The 25,458-nt window shown below is 63.7% G+C and carries 22 protein-coding genes; 9 read left to right on the top strand and 13 right to left on the bottom strand.

Features of this window, described 5'->3' with window-relative positions; genetic code table 11:
* Positions 1–209: 209 nt before the first annotated feature.
* The 6 genes from M3N53_05835 to M3N53_05810 form a co-directional block, all read right to left on the bottom strand.
* Complete coding sequence (locus M3N53_05835) at positions 210–1,772, bottom strand: sigma-70 family RNA polymerase sigma factor (protein ID MDP9067852.1); 1,563 nt, start codon at positions 1,770–1,772, stop codon at positions 210–212.
* Positions 1,773–2,100: 328 nt separating this feature from the next.
* Positions 2,101–3,837 carry an O-antigen ligase family protein gene (locus M3N53_05830; protein MDP9067851.1) on the bottom strand — a complete coding sequence of 579 codons (1,737 nt, stop codon included), beginning with the start codon at positions 3,835–3,837 and terminating at the stop codon, positions 2,101–2,103.
* A gap of 221 nt (positions 3,838–4,058) precedes the next feature.
* Complete coding sequence (locus M3N53_05825) at positions 4,059–5,192, bottom strand: glycosyltransferase (protein MDP9067850.1); 1,134 nt, start codon at positions 5,190–5,192, stop codon at positions 4,059–4,061.
* A gap of 3 nt (positions 5,193–5,195) precedes the next feature.
* The gene (locus tag M3N53_05820) at positions 5,196–6,029 is read right to left on the bottom strand and encodes a class I SAM-dependent methyltransferase (GenBank protein MDP9067849.1); all 834 of its coding nucleotides are present in this window, start codon (positions 6,027–6,029) and stop codon (positions 5,196–5,198) included.
* A complete protein-coding gene (gene asnB, locus M3N53_05815) occupies positions 6,010–7,920 on the bottom strand; it encodes an asparagine synthase (glutamine-hydrolyzing) (protein MDP9067848.1) in 1,911 nt (636 codons plus the stop codon). Before asnB ends, M3N53_05820 begins: the two co-directional genes overlap by 20 nt.
* Before the next feature lie 75 nt (positions 7,921–7,995).
* The gene (locus M3N53_05810) at positions 7,996–9,087 is read right to left on the bottom strand and encodes a glycosyltransferase (GenBank protein MDP9067847.1); all 1,092 of its coding nucleotides are present in this window, start codon (positions 9,085–9,087) and stop codon (positions 7,996–7,998) included.
* 192 nt (positions 9,088–9,279) lie between these two features.
* Here M3N53_05810 and M3N53_05805 point away from each other — a divergent pair, with 192 nt between their 5' ends.
* Positions 9,280–10,395: a DegT/DnrJ/EryC1/StrS family aminotransferase gene (locus M3N53_05805; GenBank protein MDP9067846.1), complete on the top strand. Its 1,116-nt coding sequence runs from the start codon at positions 9,280–9,282 to the stop codon at positions 10,393–10,395.
* Positions 10,392–11,159 carry a hypothetical protein gene (locus tag M3N53_05800; GenBank protein ID MDP9067845.1) on the top strand — a complete coding sequence of 256 codons (768 nt, stop codon included), beginning with the start codon at positions 10,392–10,394 and terminating at the stop codon, positions 11,157–11,159. Before M3N53_05805 ends, M3N53_05800 begins: the two co-directional genes overlap by 4 nt.
* A 21-nt stretch (positions 11,160–11,180) precedes the next feature.
* On the opposite strand, the gene M3N53_05795 is transcribed toward M3N53_05800, so the two are convergent.
* The 6 genes from M3N53_05795 to M3N53_05770 are packed head-to-tail and all read right to left on the bottom strand — an operon-like array spanning position 11,181 to position 16,530.
* Positions 11,181–11,927: a cephalosporin hydroxylase family protein gene (locus tag M3N53_05795; protein MDP9067844.1), complete on the bottom strand. Its 747-nt coding sequence runs from the start codon at positions 11,925–11,927 to the stop codon at positions 11,181–11,183.
* Positions 11,928–11,978: 51 nt separating this feature from the next.
* Entirely contained in the window at positions 11,979–12,509 is a 531-nt protein-coding gene (gene rfbC / locus M3N53_05790) for a dTDP-4-dehydrorhamnose 3,5-epimerase (GenBank protein ID MDP9067843.1), read from the bottom strand.
* Positions 12,506–13,744 carry a class I SAM-dependent methyltransferase gene (locus M3N53_05785; GenBank protein ID MDP9067842.1) on the bottom strand — a complete coding sequence of 413 codons (1,239 nt, stop codon included), beginning with the start codon at positions 13,742–13,744 and terminating at the stop codon, positions 12,506–12,508. The genes rfbC and M3N53_05785 overlap by 4 nt, the downstream gene beginning before the upstream one ends.
* Entirely contained in the window at positions 13,734–14,831 is a 1,098-nt protein-coding gene (gene rfbG, locus M3N53_05780) for a CDP-glucose 4,6-dehydratase (protein MDP9067841.1), read from the bottom strand. Before rfbG ends, M3N53_05785 begins: the two co-directional genes overlap by 11 nt.
* Positions 14,792–15,565 (bottom strand): glucose-1-phosphate cytidylyltransferase, encoded by a 774-nt coding sequence (rfbF, locus tag M3N53_05775; protein MDP9067840.1) that lies wholly within the window; start codon positions 15,563–15,565, stop codon positions 14,792–14,794. Before rfbF ends, rfbG begins: the two co-directional genes overlap by 40 nt.
* Positions 15,562–16,530, bottom strand: a complete 969-nt coding sequence (locus tag M3N53_05770) for a GDP-mannose 4,6-dehydratase (GenBank protein ID MDP9067839.1) — start codon at positions 16,528–16,530, stop codon at positions 15,562–15,564. Before M3N53_05770 ends, rfbF begins: the two co-directional genes overlap by 4 nt.
* Before the next feature lie 200 nt (positions 16,531–16,730).
* Here M3N53_05770 and M3N53_05765 point away from each other — a divergent pair, with 200 nt between their 5' ends.
* Complete coding sequence (locus M3N53_05765; GenBank protein ID MDP9067838.1) at positions 16,731–18,194, top strand: hypothetical protein; 1,464 nt, start codon at positions 16,731–16,733, stop codon at positions 18,192–18,194.
* Positions 18,195–18,198: 4 nt separating this feature from the next.
* The gene (locus M3N53_05760; GenBank protein MDP9067837.1) at positions 18,199–19,305 is read left to right on the top strand and encodes an undecaprenyl/decaprenyl-phosphate alpha-N-acetylglucosaminyl 1-phosphate transferase; all 1,107 of its coding nucleotides are present in this window, start codon (positions 18,199–18,201) and stop codon (positions 19,303–19,305) included.
* Positions 19,306–19,326: 21 nt separating this feature from the next.
* On the opposite strand, the gene M3N53_05755 is transcribed toward M3N53_05760, so the two are convergent.
* Positions 19,327–20,190 carry an NAD(P)-dependent oxidoreductase gene (locus tag M3N53_05755; protein ID MDP9067836.1) on the bottom strand — a complete coding sequence of 288 codons (864 nt, stop codon included), beginning with the start codon at positions 20,188–20,190 and terminating at the stop codon, positions 19,327–19,329.
* Positions 20,191–20,362: 172 nt separating this feature from the next.
* On the opposite strand from M3N53_05755, the gene M3N53_05750 reads away from it, so the two are divergent.
* From M3N53_05750 to M3N53_05730, 5 genes are all read left to right on the top strand, one after another.
* Positions 20,363–21,643: a glycosyltransferase family 4 protein gene (locus M3N53_05750; protein ID MDP9067835.1), complete on the top strand. Its 1,281-nt coding sequence runs from the start codon at positions 20,363–20,365 to the stop codon at positions 21,641–21,643.
* A gap of 59 nt (positions 21,644–21,702) precedes the next feature.
* A complete protein-coding gene (locus M3N53_05745; protein ID MDP9067834.1) occupies positions 21,703–22,530 on the top strand; it encodes a glycosyltransferase in 828 nt (275 codons plus the stop codon).
* 98 nt (positions 22,531–22,628) lie between these two features.
* Positions 22,629–23,633 carry a Gfo/Idh/MocA family oxidoreductase gene (locus tag M3N53_05740; protein MDP9067833.1) on the top strand — a complete coding sequence of 335 codons (1,005 nt, stop codon included), beginning with the start codon at positions 22,629–22,631 and terminating at the stop codon, positions 23,631–23,633.
* 50 nt (positions 23,634–23,683) lie between these two features.
* Positions 23,684–24,241: an N-acetyltransferase gene (locus M3N53_05735; protein ID MDP9067832.1), complete on the top strand. Its 558-nt coding sequence runs from the start codon at positions 23,684–23,686 to the stop codon at positions 24,239–24,241.
* A complete protein-coding gene (locus tag M3N53_05730; GenBank protein ID MDP9067831.1) occupies positions 24,234–25,361 on the top strand; it encodes a DegT/DnrJ/EryC1/StrS family aminotransferase in 1,128 nt (375 codons plus the stop codon). The genes M3N53_05735 and M3N53_05730 overlap by 8 nt, the downstream gene beginning before the upstream one ends.
* Positions 25,362–25,458 lie beyond the last annotated feature (97 nt).

Here is a 25,458-nt window from a genome sequence, read left to right as displayed (position 1 = left end):
GCTTCTACGTCCTACTGACAATCCGCACCTCCTCATGGTGTCGGTACTGCTAACTGGCACCTACTACAACCTACGTACAACCTGCCTCACTAAGTGAAACGAGCCTGTGGTGCAAAAGTTGCGCCTTGAGTTGCGAAGAATGACAGACCTCAAAGATGGGCCTCCCAGTCCCGTGCGGAATATAACCACAGAACGTGATGCGGCTGCTACTAACTGCTGAAAGTCACGCTCTCGGATACCAGCTCGGACAACCCGCAGTCGATCCCCAGAGAGGCGACGAAACTTCCAGATCCTGGCAACCCGAGGGAGTCTTGCGCTTCTTGATCCCCGGTCCGGTAGGTGCCGGTGAACTGGAGCGTGAGGTCTGAGCCCTCGCGCGACCCGCCAGACAGAGAGCCGGAACCCGTGTAGTAGATCTCGCGGCCGTCCTTCCAGATGCTGAGTGCGATCGTGGCGGAGGAGCTGTCAGCGCTCAAGGAGAAGACGGCCGGGTAGGACTTTTCTCCATCGCTGAACACGCTTTCTAACCGCTGCTTCATCACGACGGGGTCGCAGTCGACCCACGTCCGGTTGCTACTAGGAACTACGGCGGGCGGGGTGCCGTATCTGTCGAATCCCAAAGACGCGGCGAACGGCTCTCGCACCGGCTTCTCAGTCTTGGAGGGCTCGGTTGGGGGGTCAGAGGGCTGCGGTGTGGGTGAGGCAACCGGAGCAGCGGTAGGGGAGGCAGAAGGCGTGGGTTGAGGCGCAGGGGGGGCCGCCGGCGCCGGTTGGGGTTCCTGCGAAAGGAGTTCTGCGCTGTCGTCCTTCGCCTGCTCGGCCTTCTCCAGGGAAGCGGGGTCCGCAACCTTCCTACCCACACGGGTGCCGAGAACGGCGCTTGCCCCGGCCTCCTGTGAGGCGGCCTCGGCCGAGGCGATCTCCGCGCGCGGAGCCGCAGGCGTTCCAGTGCCTGCGACCGCAGCACCGCCCGCGGCGGCTCCAATGACGGCAGCGGTGAATATGGGTGCTACCCGCTCCGCCACGTACTGCCCGCATTGCTGCAGAGCACTGGTGCAGGACGGCGCTACCTGAGCCGTCGTCGTCACGGCTTGGGCCACGTGGTCTCTCGCGGTCCCGTCGACCTCTCTGAAGCGCGTCACCAGTCGCCACGGCATGAAGAGCGACACCGGCGTCCACGTCCGCTTGAAGTTCTGCCGGGCTCGGTGGATCAGGGCCTTCACCTGACACTCCGACAGCTGCAGCGCCACCGCCACCTCACCGTAGGAGAGCCCTTCGAAGTCGCGCAGCACGATGGCAGCGCGGTGCAGAGGGGGCAGCTGGGCCAAGACCTTGCGGACCCTGCGGCCCTCAGCGTTCCGTATCACGAGGAACTCGGGGTCGTCGTTCGTCAGATGGCGTTCGTCGTCGAGATCCACGACCTCCAGGGGAGCAACATCCTGCGGGCGGCGGGCCCGGGAGCGAAGGTGGTCGAGGCACACGTTCGTGGCGATCCTGGTGATCCAGGCGCCGAGCTGATAGCGGCCGTTGAACCGCCCGAGGGCCTGGTAGACGCGAAGGAAGCTCTCCTGAGCGGCCTCCTGGGCGTCCTGAGGATTCGCCAGCATCCGCCGGCAGACCCGGTGGACGCGATCGGAGTAGCGGTCGTAGATCGCCTGGTAGGCGCCCTTGTCGCCCTGTTGGAAGGCGAGGGTCAGCTCCTTGTCCTCGAGCGACCCCGCGGGGACGCCGAGTACCTGCGGGTCCTCCATGCGCTGAGCCATCTCTGTCATGCCCTTCTTAGTTCCTGCTCCCCGGGGCAGTCTGTGGCGGCGCCGGAGAAACAGGAATAGCTCAAAAGAACCAAATCGGACGGGACCGAACCGACCTTGAGCGTGAACCTAGAAGCTTTCCGTCGAACGATGTAACGCCAGCCGAGGCGATTGGTTACCTGATGCGCAGGAGATCCACGAAGAATGGTGCGTTCACAGGGGGGCGGGATTGGGAAGCCTCACGCGGCGCTCCGATCCAGCCCTTGCGTAGGCGGGTGATCAGCCGCGGGAACACCACAGCCACAGCTGGAGTCCCAATACAGCTGGAGTCCCAATGTTGACGCGCGGCTCATGTTTCCTCGTCGCCTGGTGCGGGTGCTGCCCGGACTGTTTCTACCTCTGAAGCGAGCGCAGGATTTTGCGGGTCGATGGAGAGCGCTCGCTCGTATAGAGCAAGCGCCTCGTCTCTGGCATCGGGATCGAACTCTGCCCAGGCGTTGAGGAAGCGCGCGTAACCAACCAGCCCGCGCGCGTCCGGAAGATCATCCGTATAGGCGAAGCCCTGGCGAGCCTGCTCGAGGAAGGCACGTGCCGGTTCCGAGTGGCCTTCGGCCGCCAGTGCCAGAGCAACCTCGCCCAAGCGCACTGCGTACGTCCTCCGATAAGCAATCTCCTCCCTGAACCCGAGAGCTGAGTCGTACGTCTCTTGAAACCCCTGCACGTCACCCTGATCCCAGAGAAGGTTTCCTTGCTGCACACGGGCATCGGCTAAAACGAAGTTGAGTCCCCACCAGGCGCCGGCAACACCTAACAGCGCGAATGTCACCACCCCAAGTGGAAGCTTGAGAGGAGGTTGAACAACTCGTTTGCTGCGGCGCTTCTGCGTTCCGCGGCTGAGGCCGGTCGCGGTCGCCACAGCGGGCACAGCGGTTGCGGCTAACCCACCCGCCACGGTCCAGAATGTCATCCGCAAAGCCACGGTGTCGATGCTGATAGAGGCCTGAACCACGTAGGCGACGACCGCGCCGAAGAAACCGGCGCCGACCAGCTCCTCCCCCGGAAGACGAAGGCCTTGCCGGATCAACCATCCGACCGCGACAAGTAATCCCCCGACTCCGATGACACCTGCCGAGGTCAAGAACGCCATGAACAACGAGTGCGGGTCGTCGGTGAAATCGAAACCAACCTCGAGACCATCATCGATAGTCCGGTACTGAGTTCCCTCGAGGGCGAAAGTTGCAGGACCCCGGCCGGCGATGCGCGCATCCGCGGCCATGTTGAGAGCGCCCTCCCACCAATCACCTCGTCGATCGATCGTCTTCGGGATGTGCTGGTTCTGGGAGACAATGCTTGCGCCGACGGCCCCAACGGCTGTGACCCCTATGAGACCCGCCGCTGCGAGAGTTAGTGGCCGCGCTCGCTGCCACCGCGGTGCAGCCATGAAGCCGATCACCACGAGCAGCCCCGCGATTCCTGCTGCCCAACCGCCCTCGCTGAAGGCGACGATCCAGCCGCCAGTGATAAGCAGTACGAAAAGCCACAACCACCGAGACGACCGGTCGGTGAACAAGAGGGAGACCGTAACGGGAAGCACGATCCCCAAGAAAGCGCCGACAAAGTTCGTATTTCCGAGACTCGACACCGCGAGGCGGTGCGCTGCGTCTTCGCCGACAGCCCAGGTGAACGGGTCGAGCCCGGCATACTGGACCAACGCGTAGCCTCCAACCAGCCCCCCCGCGCTAGCCAAAGCGAAGGCAAGCTGACGCGTATGCCGCCCAAAGGCGTCGGCAACCAAGACACCGAACATCACCGCGGCGAGATACGGGATGAGGCCGGAAAACCGTGAATAGTTGCCGAACAGACTCCATCCCTTGTACGGCGAGAACAGCCAAGCGACGACAAGGGGAATGGATACGGCCAGCGCCGGGATCGCCAGGCGCCGAAGTCCCTCACGGTCAGCGCCCTGCAGCAACTCCGCGCCCCGCAGCGCGATGACGAGAGGCAGGATCACCAGCAAGAGCCCGAGTTTGGGCACGTTGATGGGGTCGTTGAGGATCCGCAGGAACAAGATGGGAACACCGACCACGAGGACGAGGAGAAGGTTCCGCCGGACAGCAGAAGCTTTAGTCAGTAACCAGACCCTCATATCAGCACTCGCAGCTGCCACGGCTGCAAACCTAACGACTGGCAAGGTCTAAGCGAGCACAGGGCACCAACTTTCCGGGCGGACAACACTGCAGATGGACGTCGCTCGCTGTAGGCACGACACACCCGCTCATCGGGCAACCCAGCGAGCCGCCGCCCAGCTCAGCTGAGCAGGTCGTTATAGAGGGATCGCACGTCTTTCACCAGCCGCTCATGAGTGAACGTTGGCCGCACGAACTGTCTGCCAGCCGCGCCGAACCGCCGCCGTAGCTCAGGGTCCTGAAGCAGTGACCGCAACGCTCTGCGCACCGCGTCGGGGCTCCCGGGAGGTACGACGAATCCGCTGATCCCATCCTCCACAACCGATCTGACGCCGCCGACGTCGGTGGCGACAACAGGCACGCCTGCGGCGAGGGCCTCTATCAGCGCGACGGGACTCCCCTCGTTTCGGCTGGTGAGGGCGACAACGTCGAGATCGCTCATGGCTGAGGGCATGTCGCCCCACCAGCCAACGAAGTGAACACGCTCGCTCATACCGAGCTCTTTGACCAGTGTCCGCAGATCCTGCCGAAGCTCCCCGTCGCCGAGAACGACGACGTGGACCTCTGCGAGTCCCGCGACAGCTCGAAAGAGCGTCTCGTGATCCTTGATCGGAACGAGACGACCGACCACGCCGACCAGGGGCGTTGAGCGAGCGACATTGATGGCCCGCCGCAGATCTCCGCTTCGCTCAGCGATCGCGAAGAATGCTTCGAGGTCGAACCCCAGAGGGATGACGTGCCAGCGACTTGGACGGCCGATCCCGAGATCAAGTAGCTGATCCCGGATTTGCGGGCTCACGGCGACAAGCGCGTCTGTGACCCGCGCGAGCCCCTGTTCCATGCGGATGAAGGCTGCGGCGACGGCCGGATGGAAGTACCCGTCGAGGACGTGGCCGTGGAAGGTATGGACGAGACGCGGACGGTTGGGCACCGACCACGCTGCGGACCTCCCAATCGTCCCCGCCTTGGCCATGTGCGTGTGCACGAGCTCGATCGCGCCACGTCTGATCAATCGACGAGTGGCTCGGAAAGCACGAGCGTCGACAGCCGGTCGGACCTCCCGCACGAGCGGTAGGCGATGAACGTGCACGACCGGATCGGTTAGCTCTCCCTCGAACGATCCCGGTTCGCCTGCGGCGAGCATCGTGGGGTACTCGGGCGCAAGGGCTTTCGTCAGCGATAAGGCCTGACGCGCGGGGCCCCCGATGTTGAGGCGCGTGATCAAGCGCAGCACGCGGACGTTCGGGGTCGACAACTCCTAGCTCTCGTCCTTCAACCCGACGGCACACCAGAACGGCGGTGCTTCGGAGAAAGCGATGTGTCTGAGGCCGGCGCTCTCCATCATCTGCTGGATCTCGGCGCGGCTGAAGCGCTGCTCAAGAATCGTCCCGAACCTATCGAGCGCGTCCGTGCGCATCGTGTAGAAGCTCCGGTCCTTGTAGAAGGAGAGAGGTATGTGCTTGGTTCCCACACCGAAGTGCGACAGGAGCCAAGACACCCGCGCCAGCGGCAGGTAGACAACCGCGGCGATGACGTCGGTAAGCAGGCGTTTGCGTTTCGCGGACAGTCGGGAGATCCGGCGGCGCATCCAGTCGCTCACCTTCCAAACACCGCGGAACCAGCGCGGCCGGTCCTCGAAGTCGTAGTACAGGTAGAGGAGCAAGGGCGCCCGTGGCTTGAGCTTCATGACGCAGGAGCGGATCGCGGCAGCAGTGTCGGGCACGTGATGTAGGACCCCCAGCGAGTAACCGAAATCCATTGCCGCGTCCGGCAAGGGCATCTGATCGACGCTGGCGAGATGGAACTCGCAGTTCTCGAAAGAAGACAGGTTCATCTTCGCGACCCGAAGGGCATCTGGACTTGCATCTATGCAGTGCAGCTTCCGGACGCGCGGGGCGACGAAGAGCGCCCACCGCCCGCTCCCGCAGCCGAGATCGAACCCCTCGGGATCAGGGGGAAGTGATTCCCAGGGAAAGACGGCGAAGTATTGGTCGAACAGAACTGCCGCCTCGGACTGACGGAGGAGGGTCTGGTCGAAGCTCGTCCATTCCTCGCCAAACCCGCGAACGGTCTCAGGGTGAAGGTTGGACAACACTGCTCCTCGGTGCCTCGACGACCTCCCGGTGCCACATCTCCAACATCATCAGGGCCCACAGCTGCGCCCCATGATCGGCACCACCGGCCAGGTGTTGGTCGACGACACGGCGCAGAACGACCGGGTCAAAGTACCCGCGCTCAAGGCTTCGCTCCGATAGCAGGGACTCTCGCAGGACATCCCTCAGGGGACCTCGGAACCAGCGGCCGACGGGCACCCCGAAACCCATCTTCCGTCGGTTCATGTTCGACGCGGGAACGAGGTCCGAGAAGGCAGTTTTAAGAAGATGCTTCGCGTGCCGACCGCGCAACTTCATCGTCCGCGGCAGGCGCGCAGCGAACTCCATCACCTCAACGTCAAGGAAGGGGGACCTGACCTCAAGGGAGTGCGCCATGGAGGCGATGTCGACCTTCACGAGGAGGTCGAAGGGCAGGTATGACCTCACGTCCACCGACATCGCCGCCTCCACCGGGTCCAGTCCCTCCGCCTCTCCGAACAGGCCGGCGAACCATCTCGCCAGAGCATGATCGCGGTTGCGGAAGTCGTTGCTGTAAAGAGCCGCCTTCTCGGTCGCGGTGAAGATGCTCTGCCACCGCTCATACCGCGCCGGCTGTGGTTGCAAGGCGCCGTCGAGGAAACGGTGGAGGCGACCGAGCGATGTCCGCTCGTCGGCGGGATCGGGAACTGCGCGGGCAAGCCCGCCGATCAGAAGCCTGTTGCCTGGAATGAGGGCCGCGGTCCCCGCGAGGGCATTTGCCCGATAACGGTCGTAGCCGGCGAAGCTCTCGTCTCCGCCGTCACCACTGAGCGCCACCGTCACGCTCGGGCGAGTGATCTGTGCCACATAGAAGGTCGGGACGGCAGAGGAGTCCGCGTACGGCTCACCGTAGTGGCGCACCAACGTCGGCAAGATCTCGGTTGCCTCCGGACGAACCACGTGCTCGTGATGGTCTGTTCGCCACCGCTCCGCAACACGCCTCGCGTGTCCCAGCTCGTCGAAGTCAGCATCATCAAAGCCGATCGAGAAGGTCTTCACCGGCTGCGGCGACAGCTGCGCCATGAGGGCCACGACGATGCTCGAGTCCACTCCGCCTGAAAGGAACGCCCCAAGGGGAACGTCGCTGATCAGCCGGAGACGGACGGCTTCGCGAAGCCGCTCGCGGAGCCCCTCTGCCGCCTCTTGCTCTGAGATATCGAGCTTGGGCAGGTAAGAGAGCGACCAGAACCGCCTGAGCTGTGCGTTGTGGCCGCGAGGTCCGACATCGAGGGTGAGCGTGTACGCCGGCGGGAGCTTCTTGATCCCTCGGAAGCCCGTCCACGGCGGCGGGATGTACCCCCACGAGAGGTAGGCATCGATGGCATCGAGATCGACCTCTCGTGGGCCCTCGGGCGACGCGAGCAGGGCTTGTAGCTCGGAGGCAAACAGAAAGCGTCCGCTCTGCTCCGTGTAGAAGAGTGGCTTCTTGCCGACGGGGTCGCGGGACAGGAACAATCGCGAGCGGCGTGAATCCCACAACCCGAAGGCCCACATGCCTCGGAAGCGGCTGACGCAGTCCGTCCCCCACTCCTCGTAGGCGTGGACGATCACCTCCGTGTCCGTCGCGCTGCGGAAGCGGTGGCCCAGCGCCTCCAGCTCTCGACGGAGGGCGAGGAAATTGTAGATCTCCCCGTTGTGCGTTACCCACACGGAACCGTCTTCGTTGGCGATGGGAGCCTGGCCCGCCTCCGACAGGTCGATGATCGCGAGCCTCCGTTGCCCGAGTGTGCACCGACCATCCGACCAGACGCCCTCACCATCGGGACCGCGATGTTGCTGAGCTGCGAGGGCAGCACTCAGAGCGTCAGGCGGCAAACCATCGACGGCGACGGCGCCCGCGATGCCACACATCAGAGAAGGCCGTCGACTGTCGGATCCGGCGAAGGAGCAAGATTCGGCACGAGATCAGTTTACGGAAGCGATCCCTCAGCGAGATGCTCGCGCGGTTCGGTCATACAGCGCCAGGTACGAGTCCGTCATCTTCTCCATCGAGAAAAGCTTCGCCCGTTCTCGACCAGCTTCACCCATTCGCCCTCGCCTCGCTGGGGAAGCCAGCAAGTCGGAGATCGCGACTGCGAGAGAGGCGGGGTTGCCGGGGTCGAAGAGAAGACCTGTCTCCCCGTGGAGAACAACTTCCGGAAGACCCCCGACGCGCGCAGCAACAACCGGGAGACCTGCAGCCATTGCCTCCAACGCTGCCAGACCTAAAGCCTCATAGAGCGACGGCACCACGACCATCGCCGCCTTCGCGTACCAGCTCCAGACATCCGCAACAGGACCAACAAGTGTGACGACGTCATCGAGCTCCAACGTCCTGATCGTGCTCTGTAGGTGTGATTGAAGCGGGCCCCCGCCGAGGAGGGCAAGTCGAACGTCAGGAACCTTGCGCCGGACGCGAACCAATGCCTCTAGTAGTACTTCGTGCCCCTTCTCAGGCCGAAGATGAGCAGGGCACACAACGAGGTGAGGCACTCGCACGGCGGATTCCGCCGCCGCGGCTGCGCCTCGCTCCCACCCATTCTGGATGACGACGACGTGGTCACGGCTGTAGCCGTATGCCTCAAGAAGGAATCGTTCAACGGATCGCGACACAGCAACGATCTTGTCGAAACGCGCCCCCGACCGCTTGTCGATCTCACTCGCAATGGGTCTGCGAAGGTACCGGAGAGCCGCACCATGATGGTGGCTGAGAACACGAGGAGCAGTGGGCCGTGTCGACGCCACTAACGCAGCAGCATGGAAGAGATGCGCGTGAACGATGTCCGGCCGGAACCCTGTGATCTCCTGCTGAAGCCAGCTACGAAGGCTAGGCAGGTCACGGATGCGACTGCCGGGCCGCCCCCTGTAGAGATCTCCCACCTCGCGCCTCAGGATCGAACCATCAGGATCGCGAGCAAACGGGTTCAGTAGGAGCACGTCATCGCCGCGGCGCGACGCGGCGCGTACGAGGGCCGACGCGATGCGTTCCGCTCCCGCCAAACCCTCTACCGTGCTTATCACGTGCGCGACTCGCAACATCTTCTGCAGTTTTCCAGACTCGAGTCGTGAATCGACGGCAGCGGGAACCCTTGGTCCTGAAGGCACGTGTCGCTGAACGCGGAAATACGTTGATCGCCGTTGACATAGTGTCCTGCCGCCGCCTACAACTTCCACGCCATCAGTCGAGTACGCGACCTAAGGGCACGACATACAACCTTGGAACGGATACCCGTGGCAGGTCCCTGGATAACTGAGAAGGAAGTTCACTACGCCACGGAAGCGGCGGCGTCAGCCTGGTACCAGAACGCAAACTCGTTCAATAACCGTTTCGAAACTGCGTTCGCGGCGTATGTCGAACGACAGCATGCGGTCTCGCTGCCGTCTTGCACATCCGCCATACACCTCAGCCTCGTCGCCCTCGGTGTCGGCCCCGGCGACGAGGTCATCGTCCCCGACGCAACATGGATCGCTTCTGCCGCGCCCGTCAACTACGTCGGTGCAACCCCCGTCTTCGTCGACATCGATGATGAAACGTGGTGCATCTCACCGGAAGCAGTACAGGCTGCAATTACGACAAAGACAAAGGCAGTCATCGCGGTGGACCTCTACGGCGGCATGCCTCATATGAACCGACTGCTGGAGGTTCTGGACGGGAGTGGCATCCAGGTGATCGAAGACGCTGCCGAAGCGATCGGTTCCGAGTATTACGGCCGCAAAGCAGGTGCCTTCGGGGCAGCGTCGGTCTTCAGCTTCCATGGCTCGAAGACGTTGACGACCGGTGAGGGTGGCATGGTTGTCTGCGACGACGACCTCCTCTACCAGCGGATGCTGGTTCTCCGCGATCATGGCCGGCAACCCGGTGACTTTTGGTTTTTCAACGGCGAGGTCGCGTTCAAGTACAAGATGAGCGCGGTGCAGGCTGCCCTAGGACTCGGGCAGCTCGAACGTATCCACGAGCTCGTAGAGAAAAAGCGGCAGATCTTCGAGTGGTATCGCGCCAGGTTGGAGCCGGATCAACGTTTGACGCTGAACCCAGAACCAGCGGAGACGGTGAACTCCTACTGGATGCCGACGATCCTTCTCGACCCGGCAATCTCGGTGTCCAAACGGGCCCTCTTCGAGACCCTGCGGGAAAAAGGCGTCGATACGCGGCCGTTCTTCCACCCGCTTAGCTCGATACCTGCCTACTCCGCCACGATGCAGGCGGAGAAGGCACGGAGAATCAACACCTCTAGCTACGAGATCAGCAGCCGCGGACTGAATCTGCCGTCCCCTCTGAAGATGACAGAAGCCGACGTGGATTACGTCTCCGAGATGCTTCTCTCGATCCTCGACAGGGTGTCTTGAAGCCGACCAGGATCGCTCTATTCGCCGCAGACCGCGTCGGTCTCGAGATCGCGGGCTTCATCGGCGGCCGCTCGGAACTCACGATGCTGATCCTCGACACCGCGGACCGCCAAGGATTGAACCAGCAGATCATCGAGATCTCGCGGCTCCCGAAGTCACGAATCCTGTACGGCGGCGAACTGAACACAGCAGACACGATCGAACAACTCCGACGCGCCGATCTAGATCTCGGGGTGCTCGCCTGGTGGCCGCACATCATCAGAAGCGAGATCATCCAGATCCCGAGGATAGGCATCCTTAATTTCCATCCCAGCTTCCTCCCGTACGGCCGCGGAAAGGACCCCAACTTCTGGTCGATCGTCGAGGAAACACCCTTTGGCGTGACGCTCCACTTCATCGATCCGGGCGTCGATACGGGGCCGATCGCGTTTCAACGAGAGATCCCAGTCACCTGGGAGGACACGGGTGGCTCCCTCTACCAGAAGGCGCTGCGCGAGATGATCCTGCTGTTCAAGGAGAGTTACGCGGCGATACTCGAAGGTCGCATCCCACGCGTCCCACAAGATGACCGGCGTGCGACATCGCACAAGCGAGCAGAGCTGCACGACGCATCAAGAATCCATCTGGATGCGAGCTACAGCGGGCGCGAAGTCTTGAATCTCATCAGGGCCCGGACCTTCCCGCCACATCCGGCCGCATGGTTCGTAGACGGCGAGGAGATGTTCGAGGTGAGAGTTGAGATCAGGAGGATGAGCGGCAGCTAACGCTTTCCACTTGTAGTCGCGTCAGGCAGGCTGCACACGCCGCAGATACCCGCCCGGTGAGTTGCTGATGAGGAGCTTCCCATTGATCCATGGGTCGATCTCGAACGAGTCGCAGTCCGCCAGGAACTCGGTCAGCGCTGTCTTCGGGTTGTTCCCGGGACCCCATTCCCGCGGCCTGTGAGCTTGCTCCGGGATGTGTTCCACAACGGTGTCGGCGACGACTAGGAACTGACCAGTCGTCACGAGCGGCGCGTAGAGGCGGAGCTCCTGCAGGACGTGGGCATGAGTGTGATTCGAATCGAGGACGACCATGACCTCGTCATCCGCCGTCAGCTCTGATCTCACCCTGCGCACTACATCCGCGTCGATCGATGATCCCTCGATCATGGTCACCCTTCCGCTGAGCGGGTGTGCCTCGATAGCACGACGGTTGTGCTCGCGGATGTCGATGTCAACGCCGATGACGCGGCCGCGCCCGATCAGCTGCAGGATCGAGCTGTAGAAGATCAAAGAGCCGCCGCGGGCGATCCCGAGCTCGACTATCACGTCCGGTCGCGTGTTCCAGACGATCTCCTGGAGCGTGACGATGTCGGCGGGCGTCTGGATGATCGGCATCCCGAGCCAGTCCCAGAGATACGAGTAGTTGTGCCGGTCAGAGGCAGCGAAAAGCTGATGAGCGAGGCGCTGCGCGGCTTCATCGTTAGCTAGAGCGGCGGCATGCTCACGTCGAGAACGTTCGAACTCAGCGCGATCGTCTGGCACGACCAGTCCTCTCCCGCTGGTGCCATCGTGGAGGTCTGGCGGCGGGCGCGGTCGGTATCACCGACCGAAGCCCGGAAGATCTGCGTCTCTCTTCGAGACGAGAACCGGTGGAGCGGGCCAGTTGATGGCAAGCGTCGGATCGTCCCACCTGATCCCGCGCGCCGCGGCGGGGTTGTACCCGCTCGAGATCATGTAGAGCACCTCGGATCCATCCTCGAGCGACTCGAACCCATGGGCGAATCCCTCCGGCGCGTACAGAGCACGGTGGTTCGCGTCCGTAAGCTCTGCGGAGACCCATCGACCAAACGTCGGCGATGCCTCACGTAGGTCCACGATGACGTCGAAGATCCTTCCCCTGGTGCAGCGAACGAGCTTGGCTTCCGAGTGCGGTGGTGCCTGGTAGTGCAACCCGCGCAACGTTCCAGCGCGGGCGTTGTACGAGATGCTGCATTGAAGCGGCCGGAACTCGATGCCCTCCCGAGCGAACTCATCCTCCGCGAATATGCGCGCGAAGAAACCGCGAGCGTCTGGGGCGGGTTCGATGTCGATCACGTACGCGCCCGCTAACGGCGTCTCGTGGAAGATCAATCGAGCACCTGTGTCACCGGGATAGGAACCACGAAACGCCCGCCCCACCCGCGGATGAAGCTCATCTGCTCGATGATCTCGTCCTTGAGGTTCCACGGCAGCAACAAGAGGTGGTCGGGCCGAGTTTCCCGCACCTTCTCAGGCGCGTGGATCGGCAGGTGCGAACCCGGTAGTAACCGACCCTGTTTGTGCGGGCTCCGATCCACGACGTAGGCGATGTCATCTGTCCCTACGCCACAGTGGTTCAAGAGGGTGTTTCCCTTCGCCGCCGCGCCGTAGGCAACAACAGAGCTGCCACCTGCACGCGCGGATGCAAGGAAGTCACGCAGGGATCGGCAACATGTCTCCACCCGGTTCTTGAAGGCGTCATAGGTCCGGAGCTCGTGCAAGCGAGCGTCAGCCTCGGCGTTCCGGACACCGACAAGGCGCGGCGACACGGCGCGGCCGCCTCCGCTACGAGAAACCAGGACTCGCAGGCTTCCCCCGTGCGTCGGCAGCTCGACGACGTCAAAGACCTCGAGTCCATGGCGTCTCAGCACCGACTCGAGTGACAGGAGCGAGAAGTAGCAGAAGTGCTCGTGGTAGATGGTGTCGAACTGCACCTGGTCGACGAGACGCAGTAGGTGAGGGAACTCCAGCGAGACCACACCCCGGTCCCCGAGCAATATCGCCAGACCGGCAACGAAGTCGTTGAGGTCGGGGACGTGCGCGATGACGTTGTTACCGACCAGAAGATCTGCGCGGTAGCCCTTGCCGACGAGATCCTCAGCGACCGAACGGCCGAAGAACCTGATATCGGTCGGCACACCCGCGTCTATCGCCGCGGCCGCGACGTTCGCCGCCGGCTCGATTCCGAGAACGGGGATGCCCAACGCGACGAAGTGCTTCAGTAGGTAGCCGTCGTTGCTCGCGACCTCGATCACGGAGCTCTCGTGCGTCAACCCAAACGTCCCGACGGCCCAGTCTGCGAACCTCCTCGAGTGCTCTAGCCAGGTCTCGGAATATGAAGAGAAGTAGGCGTAGTCCTCGAAGAGCACGCTCGGCGAGACGACCTGATCGAGCTGGACCAGGAAGCACCTGTCACAGATCCGCACGTGGAGGGGATATCGCTTCTCCTCCCGTGCGTCAGCCTCCGATCGGGGATACGCGTTCGCGAGCGGCATCTGCCCCAGGTCCAGGAAGGTCAGCGTCAGGACAGCTCCACACCCGCGGCAATGCGGCTGCTCACGATCCACGTGGAGCCTCTTCCTGGAAACGATCGACCTGCCGCATCGAGAAGGACCGCATGTCCGCTTCGTCCACCTGGTTCCGTCTCCAGTCGATCGTCCAGTCCAGCGCGGTCGGAAGATCCAACCGTTCGCGCCATTGCAGCTCCCGCTGCGCCAGCGAGGAGTCAAGGCGCAGCTCCGAGGTTTCGCGCGGCGCTGGACGCTCGTCCTGCACCCATGAGCCGCTTCCCCAGGCATCGAGAACGTAGTCCACGATCTCCGCGACCGGCCTCCACGATTCCTCAGAAGGCCCGAAGTTGGTCGCGCTGGGGCATTTACCGTCCTGCAGCAGACGCTGCGCTAGAAGCAGGTATCCGAGCAGTGGCTCGAGGACGAATTGCCATGGTCTCACCGCCCGAGGGTGCCGCAGCCGAACGGGCTCTCCCGCCGCCAATGCACGAAAAACGTCGGGCACGAGCCGATCGGGCGCCTGATCACCGCCACCGATCACGTTTCCTGCTCGCGCCGTCACGACCCGACATTGACCTTCACCGAGGAAGCTATGACGCCACGCCTCGACGATGAGCTCAACGCACACCTTCGAGTTGCTATAAGGATCCGCTCCTCCCAGAGGGTCACCCTCGCGGAAGGGCGCGGTGGCGTCATCCCCCCGGTACACCTTGTCGGTCGTTACGACCACCACCCCTCGGGCGCCTGGCGCTCGCGGGATCGCGTCCAGCAGGTTCACCGTCCCCAGAACGTTCGTCTGGTATGTCGAGACCGGGTCGGAGTATCCGCGCCGTACAAGTGATTGCGCTGCGAGGTGAAATACGATCTCCGGCTCCGCCTCCTCCATCACGGTAGCGACGATCTCTGCGTCGCGGATGTCCTCGACGTACGAGTGGAGCGATGTCCACGGAGCCAAGGCTTCGAACGCGCCCTCAGGGTTCTCTGGAGCAAGCGATAGACCGGTCACGTTTGCGCCCAGCATCTCGAGCCAGAGTGAGAGCCAGGCTCCCTTGAACCCTGTGTGACCCGTTACTAGAACCCGCTTCCCCCGCCACGCCGCAGCGTCTAGTCCCAGGTCTTCCACGGCGCGCGGCCCGCCCTCCATAGTTCCTCCAGCAGCTCCTTCTCCCGGAGGGTGTCCATCGGCTGCCAGAAGCCGGCGTGCTCCCACGCCGACAGCTGGTCCATGGCCACCAACTTCTGAAGCGGCGTACTTTCCCATGGCGTCTCGTCACCCTCGATGAGATCCAGCGCCGCAGGGGACAACACGAAGAAGCCGCCATTGATTAGTCCGCCTGCTGCCTGCGGCTTCTCCTCGAACGCCACGACACGTCCGCCGTCGACGACCGATCTACCGAATCGCGCTGGAGGACGCACGACGGTCATCGTCACGAGCCGCTGCTGTTGCTGGTGGAAGCGGATCTGAGCTGCGACGTCGATATCGGCCAGGCCGTCGCCGTACGTCAGACAGAAGTCTTCGTCATCATCGAGATACCGCCGGACACGGAGAACCCGCCCGCCCGTCATCGTCGCCTCACCTGTGTCTACCAAGGTCACGTTCCAGGGCTCGCTGCGTACGTCGTGGTATTGGATCTGGTTCGTACGCATGTCAACGGTGACGTCGGAACCGTGAAGGAAGTAGTTCGCGAAATATTCCTTGATCATGTAGCCGCGGTACCCGAGACAGATGACGAAGTCGACGAGTCCGTGCTGGGCGTAGCCCTTCATGATGTGCCAGAGGATCGGTTTGCCACCGATCTCGATCATGGGCTTCGGCCGCAGGTGAGACTCCTCTGAGATCCGGGTCCCGCGTCCTCCCGCGAGGATGACCACCTTCATCGCGGAGCTTGGGCCCCCTTCGTTTCTGCCACGACCTCTTTGATGATCTGGTCGAGGTCCTTCTGCGGACGCCAGCCGATCAACCGCTCGATCTTCGAGATATCCGGGACGCGACGGCGCATGTCCTCGAACCCTTGCTCGTAAGCGTCCTCGTACGGGATCAGCTCCACGGGAGATGCCGAAGCCGCCTCCGCGATCACTCGGTCCGCCAGCTCAATCATCGACACTTCCTCGGTAGAGCCGACGTTGAAGACGTCGCCCTCTGCATCGTCGGCCTCCAACAGCCGCAGAAGGGCGGCGACGACGTCCTCGACATGACAGAAGCATCTGGTCTGACGGCCGTCGCCGTACACCGTCACCGCGTCGCCCGCCACGGCCTGCTCCGCGAACCGTGGCAGCACCATGCCGTAAGCGCCCGTCTGGCGTGGTCCGACCGTGTTGAACAGCCTCACTACGACGGTTGGTAGCCCTCGCTCGCGGTGGTAGGCGAAGGCGAGGATCTCGTCGACGGACTTAGACGTCGAGTAGCCCCACCGGGAAACCTTGTTGCTCCCGAGGAGCCGGTCATCGTCTTCTTTGAAAGGATCCCCGAGACTCTTCCCGTAGACCTCCGAGGTAGACGCCAGGAGCACCTTCCGACGGTATCTATGCGCGGCTTCGAGAACGTTCTCGGTTCCCTTGATGTTCGTTATGAAGCTGCGGAGCGGTTTGTCGACGATGAGCCGAACGCCCACCGCCGCGGCGAGATGGACCACGGCGGCGACCTCTTCCACAAGCTCGTCGACGAGGAGCGGATCGAGGACGCTCCCTTGGACCATGGTGGCGCGCCCTTCGAGATGCGCGACATTGCCAAGGGTGCCGGTCGACAGGTTGTCGAGCAGTACCACCTCGTGACCTTGCGCGACGAGCGCATCGGCTAGGTGAGAACCTATGAAACCGGCACCGCCGGTGATCAGATATCGCATGACGCCGCCGTTTCGTCTAGCTCCGGGTGCATCTGAGCGCCTTTGAGTTTGGGCGCACGGAGACTACTCAGTCGCCGCTAAGCTGACCCCTTGAGGCTATCCGACATGAAATACGCGGTCGCCTGGTGATCGACCAGGAAACAACGCGCGCAACGCCCGCCCCGGAAAGAGAGCGGGCAGTTGCGCGTGGAGCGCTCACGGTGATCGAGCGGCGGCCGGTCTTGTTTACCTTCCTGATCGCGCTCGCGGTGCGGCTCGGCGCTCTCGCGATCTTCGAGTTCGTGATGAACACGGAATCGTTTGCCCTTGACGACTCGACGTACTCGGCGATGGCCACCGCGGTGGTCGAAGGGCGGACCGAAGTGTGGGACGCCGGGACACGTGGCCTGTTCGTCTCCGTGTTCGCCTTCACCGGGCCACTCTCGGTCCTCTACTCGATCTTCGGGACTAGCGACATCGTCGGCCAGCTCTACGTGGCGCTCCTAGGCGCAGGGACCGCAGCGCTCGTCACTGCGCTAGGCCGCGAGATCTTTCCTGACCGCATCGCGCTCATCGGCGGCGTCGCGCTGGCATTCCTCCCTTCGCAGGTGGTCTGGTCTGCCTTGCTCTTGAAGGACACCTCCGTCTGGATCGTCCTCGCGGCCCTGGCTGTTGTAGTTGCCGTCGCTGGCCGGAAGAACGGCGCTTCGCTGGTGGCGTGGGGGGTTGGAGCAGCGGTGCTGCTATTCATCCTCGGCCACCTGCGGGGGCACACGACGGTGGTTGCCGCCTGGGCCATCGCAGCAGCCGCGTTCGCAGGTACTCGAGAGAGCCGGTGGCGCAGGGGCTTCGGAGGCCTGGTCATCGCCGTGGCAACACCGTGGCTCATTGGCTTAGGCCCCGCCGGACTGGACCTCGTACAGAACGCAGGGTCGCTGGAGTATCGGCGTGCCGCGAATGCGATCGATGCCAATTCAGCGTTCGTCAAAGCGTTGGGAGCTGAAGAGAGAGGCCTCGTTGAAGACCCGGCGTCACTCGTGGCGGAACTGACGACAAAAGAACAGCTCGTCCGAAGTCGCGTGGTGGAGGTTGCTGCCACGCTGGGAACGATCAAACGAGAAATCAGTTCCCCCAAGACATCGCCTGATGAAGAGCAACGACTCCAGCAACGCGCTACGGAACTAGAGCGAAGGGCAAGTCGGCTTCGACAGAGGGCGGCCCAGGCTCGCGAAGAGCGAGAGCGACTCGCAGCCGTAATCACCACCCAATCGCATGCCGACGATACCGCCGACGCCGAGCAGTTGGCCCCCGACCTGATCCATCTTCCCAAAGGCATCTTGGTCATGTTGTTCGAGCCGGTGCCGTGGGAGACCAGCGGTAGCCAGACGATGCGGCTCGCGCGGACCGATGCGGTTCTCTGGTACCCACTGCTGGCCCTCGCGCTGCCGGGGCTGTGGGCTGCTCGCCGATACCTGCGCGTGCTGGCATTCCCGATCCTCGTAGGAGGAGGAATGCTGCTCACTTACGCGCTCACCGAGGGGAACATCGGTACCGCTTTTCGACATCGGGGTGAGTTCGTCTGGGTCGTCGCGCTGCTCGCTACGCTGGGTCTAGTACAGGTACGTGCCTGGTGGCAGAGGCGGAGCGAGGGGACGTTCAGTCCCGCGGAGTCAGGACGGAGCTAGAGAGATGTCCACCCAATTCACCGTCGGCGCCTTCATCGTCGCCTACGCGGCTGCCTTCGCAATCACTCCGGTAACCAGCAAGCTGGCACGGCGCCTGGGAATCCTCGACCACCCGCAAGACGACCCCGGTGGTCACAAGAGACACTCCGCCGCCGTCCCCTACCTCGGGGGTGTGGCGATCTTCGTTGGGACCGTAGCGGGATCGATCTTCATGGGCTTTCGTCCGGAGCTGCCGCTTCCACAACCTGTAGCACAGTTCGCTCTGGGCCTTGCTATAGCGGTCGTGCTGGGACTCGTCGGCCTCGCCGACGACATCCGACCCCTTCCTCGATCGGGACGCTTCATCGTCCAGGTCGCCGCCGCACTCGCTGCGTGGCAGGTCGGGTTCAGGGTTCAGGCAACGCCGTCGGACGCAGTCAACGTCTTCATCACCGTCCTCTGGATCGTAGGGATCACGAATGCCTTCAACCTCCTCGACAACATGGACGGGCTGTCTGCCGGTCTCGCGGGCGTCGGTGCGCTCTCATTCGCGGTCATGGGCGCGCTGGGTGATCTCCCCGAGCTCGCAGTGATCGCGGCGGCCCTGGGCGGTGCGTCGCTCGGGTTTCTCGGGCACAACCGGCATCCGGCGCGGGTGTTCATGGGTGACGCCGGATCTCTCTTCCTCGGATTCCTCCTCGCCATCATCGGCATCGAATTGCGCTTCGAGAACCTCGTTCGGGTCACGTTCCTGATCCCGGTGATCGTGCTCGGTCTGCCGATCTTGGACACCACGCTCGTCACGCTGAGCCGTGCCCGCCACGGGCGCAAGCTCTTCTTGGGGCACCGCGACCATGTCTCGCACCGCCTCGTGCAGGTCGGCCTCCCAGTGAAGACCACGGTCCGCCTGCTCTACTGGACGGGCTTGTGCCTCGGCTGGCTGGGTCTCGTCATCTCCCGGGCCACCCCTCAGGTCGCCTACATGCTCCTCGGCTTCGTCGTGGCGCTAGGCGTCTTCTTCGGTTGGCTCCTGTTCAGAGTCCCGGTCTACGAAGAAGACCGCGCCGCCCTAGAGGAGCTCGAACAGACACAAGAAGAGGACAAGGTGACGTACCTCGAGTCGAGCAAGTAGGGGAGCTCGCGGGCCAGCAACTCACGGCGCGCACAGATCCCGAACGCCCTCAGCAAGCGGCGTCTTCGGCCGCGTCAGCAGTGCGCTCATCCGCGAGATATCCGCGACGAGGTTGCCTGTCGATCCGCCGTCGAGTCTTTCGAACGTCGGGACCCTGCCGAGCGCCGTCGCGATCGCGCACGCGAGCTCTCGTATAGAGACTGTCTCTGACCCAGCCACGTTCATGAGGTGATCGCCGGTGAGATCAAGCGCGCCGACGACTGCCGCGGCGGCATCGGAGACGTGTATGGGGTTGAGCCGGATCCCGTCGTCGCCTTGCAACAGCACCGGACGACCCTCGCTGACCATGGACACCAGTCGTGGGAGCAACATGTCCTCCCGCTGCTTCCGCCCGTAGACGAAGAAGAACCTGAGGATCGTCGTCGGGATCAACGCGCTGTACGTCCCCACTAGAAGCTCGGCAGCCCTCTTCGCCGCCACGTAGTACGACGACGGGGGATCTTCGAGCTCATCTTCTTCCCGCAAAGGATTGTCGCTCGGACGGTACACCGCTCCCGTTGACGCAAAGACGAACCGGCGAACACCTGCTCGCGAGGAGGCGTCTAGTAGTTGCGCGGTGCTTCGTAAGTTCACGTCGAACATGTCTTGGGCACCCTCTGGGAACTCCCGAAACCGGGTCGACTGCGCTAGATGGACGACCGCATCCGTGTCCGGTGGAAGCTCTAGGGGCTGCTCGCTGCGAAAATCGTGCTGGACCCAGGAAACACCCCCTGCCGCTGTCCCGGCGTGCCGAGCAGCCGCGTAGACGCGACGAGATCCAAGGCGAGAGATGACCTCGCTGCCGAGGAGACCGGTCGCGCCCGTGACGAGCACGCTGGAGATCACCGCGCAGCCGTCACAACCTGACGCCGCGGTCGTACGGCGTCTGTCACGACAGTCGTCACCAGCTTTGTCATGTCTCCTCCTGTAGCACAAGCGGGGAGTGGCCGTCTGCAAGTCATACATCGACATCGTTATGCCCGAACGCTATGGCGCACGTGGCCTACGATCCTGCGCGATGAGGTGGGACATCCCGTTCGTCCGGCGTCGGCGTCACGAACACGATGCCGGACGTCGGCTGCTCACGATAGAGGGCGACTACTCGCTTCACGTCATCCAGTCGCGCAGGCTCCACCACGAGTTGATCTCTAGCGATGTCCAGGGGTGGTTCGAGCACGTGTGGCACGTGAATCCCCTCACGGGCGCAGATCCCGACGAACCTGAACCATCGTCGATAGGTCCCCCGCGGACAGTCGAGGTCGCGCCGGGCCACACGTTCGTCGAGGGGCACGTGGGTTTGACCACCGTCCTTCGGTCGCTCCCAGCTCTGAACCTGCTGTTGGCGCAGGGCGCCTTGTTGTTGCGCCTGACCCGCATCATCAGGAAGGACCGCATCAGCATGATCCGCGTCGGCGACCCCTACTACCTCGGCATCCTTGGACTTCTGTTAGCGCGGCTGCACCACCGGCCCCTGGTCGTCAAGATTGCCGCTAACTACGACGCGATACACCACGTGACCGGGAAGCCGGCATACCCACGGTTACTGCGAAGCCGCCGTATCGAGAAGACGATCGAATGCGCCGTTCTCCGGCGGGCTGATCTAGTCACCGCTGCCAACGAGAACAACCTCGCGTACGCGCTGGGCAACGGAGCGCGCCGAAACCGCGCAACTGTCTTCCGCTACGGTTCTTGGGTGGATCCATCCCATTTCGCGCCTCCGGACCACGAGCCTGACTTCCTGCCTTCCCTCGGCTTGAGCGGGCGCACGGTCGCGGTGATGGTCGGGAGGTTAGAACCGGTCAAGCATCCTGAGGATGCGCTGACGGCGGTGGCGGTGGCGCGGCGCGCCGGCGAAGACGTTTGTCTGCTCGCGGTCGGTGACGGGTCGATGCGATCGCAGCTCGAACGCGCGGCCGCCGATCATGGGATCGCAGACGCGGTCGTGTTCGCGGGCGCGCGGAACCAGGATGAGGTACGTGCGGCGATGCGTGGAGCGAGTGTGATACTGGCGCCGCTTGCCGGTCGTGCGCTCGTTGAGGCGGCACTCAGCGGTCGCCCTATAGTGGCGTACGACGTGGAATGGCACGGCGAGCTCATCGAAAGCGGTGAGACGGGGATCCTCGTCCCGTACAGAGACGCCGACGCCATGGGGGCCGCGCTTGCCGAGCTTGCCCGGGACCCCGACCGGGCAGATCGTCTTGGCGCGGCCGCTCGTCTGCGATGCCTCGAGATGATGTCGCCGGACGTGCTCGCGGCCCATGAACGTGCCGTCTACGCGCGGGTGCTTGAACGACGTTGACCACGCAGCCCCTCGTCAGCATCGGCATCCCGACACGGAACAGAGCGCGGACACTCCCGTTGGCGATCGACTCTGCTCGGCGCCAGACCTACCCGAACCTCGAGATCGTGATCTCGGACAACGCTTCGGAGGACGCAACCGCCAACATCGTGTCCTCAGTAGCTGCCCAGGACGAACGTGTTCGCTACGTCCGCCAGCCCCGCCCACTGACGTCACTCGAGAACCATCGCGCGGTCTGGGAACTTGCTACGGGTGAGTATTTCGCCTGGTTAGCGGACGACGATCTCCTCGATGTCGAGTTCGTTCCGAAACTCGTCGCTGCGCTCGAGGCTACTCCTGAGGCCGTCCTCGCCTTCGGCGACATCGTCGCGTTTACCGACTACGACGGGTTGAGCGACGCGGTCCCGTTCCCGTACTACGACTTCGGGACGTACGGCCGATCTGCCTGGCGGCGACTGTGGAAGAACCGCCACGGAGGCTACGAGATGAAGGGACTCTTCCGGCGCGGGATCCTCGAGGGCTTCGGATGGTACGACCACACCGTTAGTCCCGACTGGCCGCTGGTCACGTATCTGATGCTGTCCGGCGAAATCATCAAAGTCCCAGGGGCAACGATGTACAACGGGAGCAGCGAACCGAAGTCAGGATCCGATCGCGCACAGGCGCAGTCGTTCTCGAAGATCGAGCGGTTCCCTACGGCGACAGTTAGCTGGCGCTGCGGGCTCGCTGCGCGGGATGCTGCGGTGCGCCTCGGCCGACGCCGATCGGTCCTCCTCGACGCCGCCATCACATTCGCGAGCCTCCTGTGGTTCAACCGCCACGAGCTGCTGCCGAACGCGGTCGAACCGATGAGACAACGAGCGCGTTCCTTCCGACAGAACATCTGACAACGTTGGCGTCTGGGGTCGTGCGAGAGCGGCGGCGAGATTAGGCTGGAACCGAGTTCGAGACGCGGCGCACACGACGCGGCGGTGGAGGGACCGAGATGATTGCAGACCCGCGACGCGGGCCACAGGACACGCCGCGCGTGGCGGTCGTGGGCTGCGGCTACTGGGGGGCGAACCTCGTCCGTAACTTCGCCGCCCTCGGCGCGCTCGGCGCCGTGCACGACGAGGAACGGGGCGCCGCGGAGCTGGCGGCAGCCTCTACGGGCGCCGAGGCGAAGTCGTGGGATGCAATCCTCACTGATACAACGATCGATGCCGTTGCAATCTCGACCCCGCCTGCCACCCATGCGGAGCTTGCAGTTGCGGCTCTGGAGGCGGGGAAGGACGTGTTCGTCGAGAAGCCACTCGCCCTGCACGTCGGAGACGCCGAACAGGTCACGAAGACCGCTGCCGCAGCCGATCGGGTCCTGATGGTGGGACACCTGCTCCGCTATCACCCAGCGTTCATCGAGCTCGAGTCGCTCGTGAGGCGTGGCGCGCTGGGGGAGCTTCGCTACATCTACTCCAACCGCCTCAACTTCGGCCGGTTTCGGCGCGTCGAGAACATCCTGTGGAGCTTCGCCCCGCACGACATCTCCATGATCCTCACCCTCGTAGGCGCGGAACCCGACGTCGTTACGGCAATCAGCGCCTCGTACCTGCAGCAGGAGATCGCGGACGTGACTACGACGCACCTATCGTTTCAGGGGGGGCAGGCGGCACACGTGTTCGTCTCATGGCTCCACCCCTTCAAGGAGCAGAAGCTCGTCGTAATCGGTGCTCAGGCGATGGCCGTCTTCGATGATGGCGAACCTTGGACGTCAAAGCTGCGGGTGTACGAACACGAGGTCGCTTGGCGCGAAGGTGTGCCTGAAGCGCGGAAAACCGACGGGCGCGATATCGATATTCCGCAACGGGAGCCGTTGCTTCAAGAGTGCGCTCACTTCATCGACTGCGTCGTCACGCGGACGCCGCCACTGACGGACGGACACGAGGGCACACGAGTTCTACGCGTGCTCGAGGCTGCGGAGCGGTCGATGCGATCCGCGGAGCAACGGGAGTGACCGGCGCACGGTCGAGAGGCGGCGAGCTCGTCGAGCAGCCGGGTGGCGCGCTGGTCCATCCGACCAGCATCGTGGACGAAGGGGTGGTGGTCGGCGGGGACACGAGGATCTGGCATTTCAGCCACATCCTCACCGGTACCAGCATCGGGTCCGGATGCACTATCGGCCAGAACGTGATGATTGGGCCGGACGTCTCGATCGGCAACGGGTGCAAGATCCAGAACAACGTCAGCCTCTACAAGGGGGTGACCCTGGAGGACGACGTTTTCTGCGGCCCCTCGGCCGTCTTCACGAACGTCATGTCACCACGCGCGGAGATCGAACGGAAGGACGAGTTCCTCCCTACCGTGGTTCGCCGCGGCGCCACCATCGGTGCGAATGCGACGATCGTCTGCGGCAACGAGATCGGCGCATACAGCTTCGTCGGAGCTGGCGCCGTGGTCGTGCATCCGGTGCAGCCGCACGCGCTCGTGGTCGGGAACCCCGCGCGCCGTATCGCATGGGTCGGTCACCATGGTGAGCGCCTGGGACCCGACCTCGTGTGTCCCGCCACCGCCCGTCGTTATGAGGAACGTGACGGTGAATTGATCGAGATCATCGATGCCTGAGACCACGAGCGCGCTCCCATTCGTCGACCTGGAAGCGCAGCGACGCCGTCTCGGCAACGGCTTGATCGATGCGATCGCGGCCGTGATCGAGCACGGCCAGTTCATCATGGGGCCAGACGTCTTCGAGCTCGAGCGCCAGCTCGTTGACTTCTCCGGGGCGGCAGAGGTGGTGACTTGCGCGAGCGGGACCGACGCGTTGCTTCTCGCTCTCCTCGCGCAGGAGATCGGACCCGGTGATGCCGTCTACGTCCCGTCGTTCACCTTCGCGGCGACGGCCGAGATGATCCCACTCGTCGGGGCGACGCCCGTCTTCGTGGATGTCCTCCCGGACACGTTCAACCTCGACCCGGCAAGCCTGAAGGAGGCGCTAGGTGCGTCCGCGGGACTGCGGCCGCGTGCAGTGATCCCCGTCGACCTGTTCGGATTGCCCGCCGACTACGCCGAAATCGTCGAGATCGCAACCGCTCACGACCTCGTGGTGATCGCGGACGCGGCGCAATCGTTCGGTGCAACCCTCGGCGAGCGCGCCGTCGGAACCCTCGCGCCGGTCTCCACCACGAGCTTCTTCCCCGCGAAGCCTCTCGGCTGCTACGGCGACGGCGGTGCCATCTTCACGAATGATCCTGACATCGCGGCTCGCCTACGATCACTGCGCGTGCACGGACAGGGATCGCACAAGTACGAGAACGTGCTCCTCGGGATAAACGGTCGCCTCGACACGATCCAGGCGGCCGTCCTACTCGAGAAGCTACGCATCTTCCCCGACGAGCTGCTGGCGCGAGCGAAGGTCGCGGAGCGATACACGAGGGTCCTCAGCCAGCGAATCCAGACGCCGACGGTGCCGGAAGGCGTGACGTCGGCATGGGCGCAATACACGGTGCGGGTCCCGCGCCGGGACCACGTCGCCGTGGCTCTGCGGGAAGCGGGTGTTCCCACGGCCGTTTATTACCCAGTGCCACTTCACCGGCAGCCTGCTTACCGCTCATTCCCGACGGCGCCGGGAGAGTTGGCGGTGTCAGAGCGGCTCGCGACCGAGGTCCTCAGCCTGCCGATGCACCCGTACCTAGACGAGCCCACGCACGAACGCATCTGCAACGCGGTCCTGGGCGCAGCCACCTAGCGCACGAGATAACGCGTCTGGTGGTGCGCAAGGCGTGCCTCGGCGCGCAGGACAACTCCGCGGGTGCGAAACTCGTTCAGAATCGACGGAGTGCTTG

It is taken from the genome of Actinomycetota bacterium, from assembly GCA_030776625.1.
Lineage (GTDB): Bacteria > Actinomycetota > CADDZG01 > CADDZG01 > WHSQ01 > MB1-2.
This window is presented reverse-complemented; position numbering and strand designations above follow the sequence as displayed.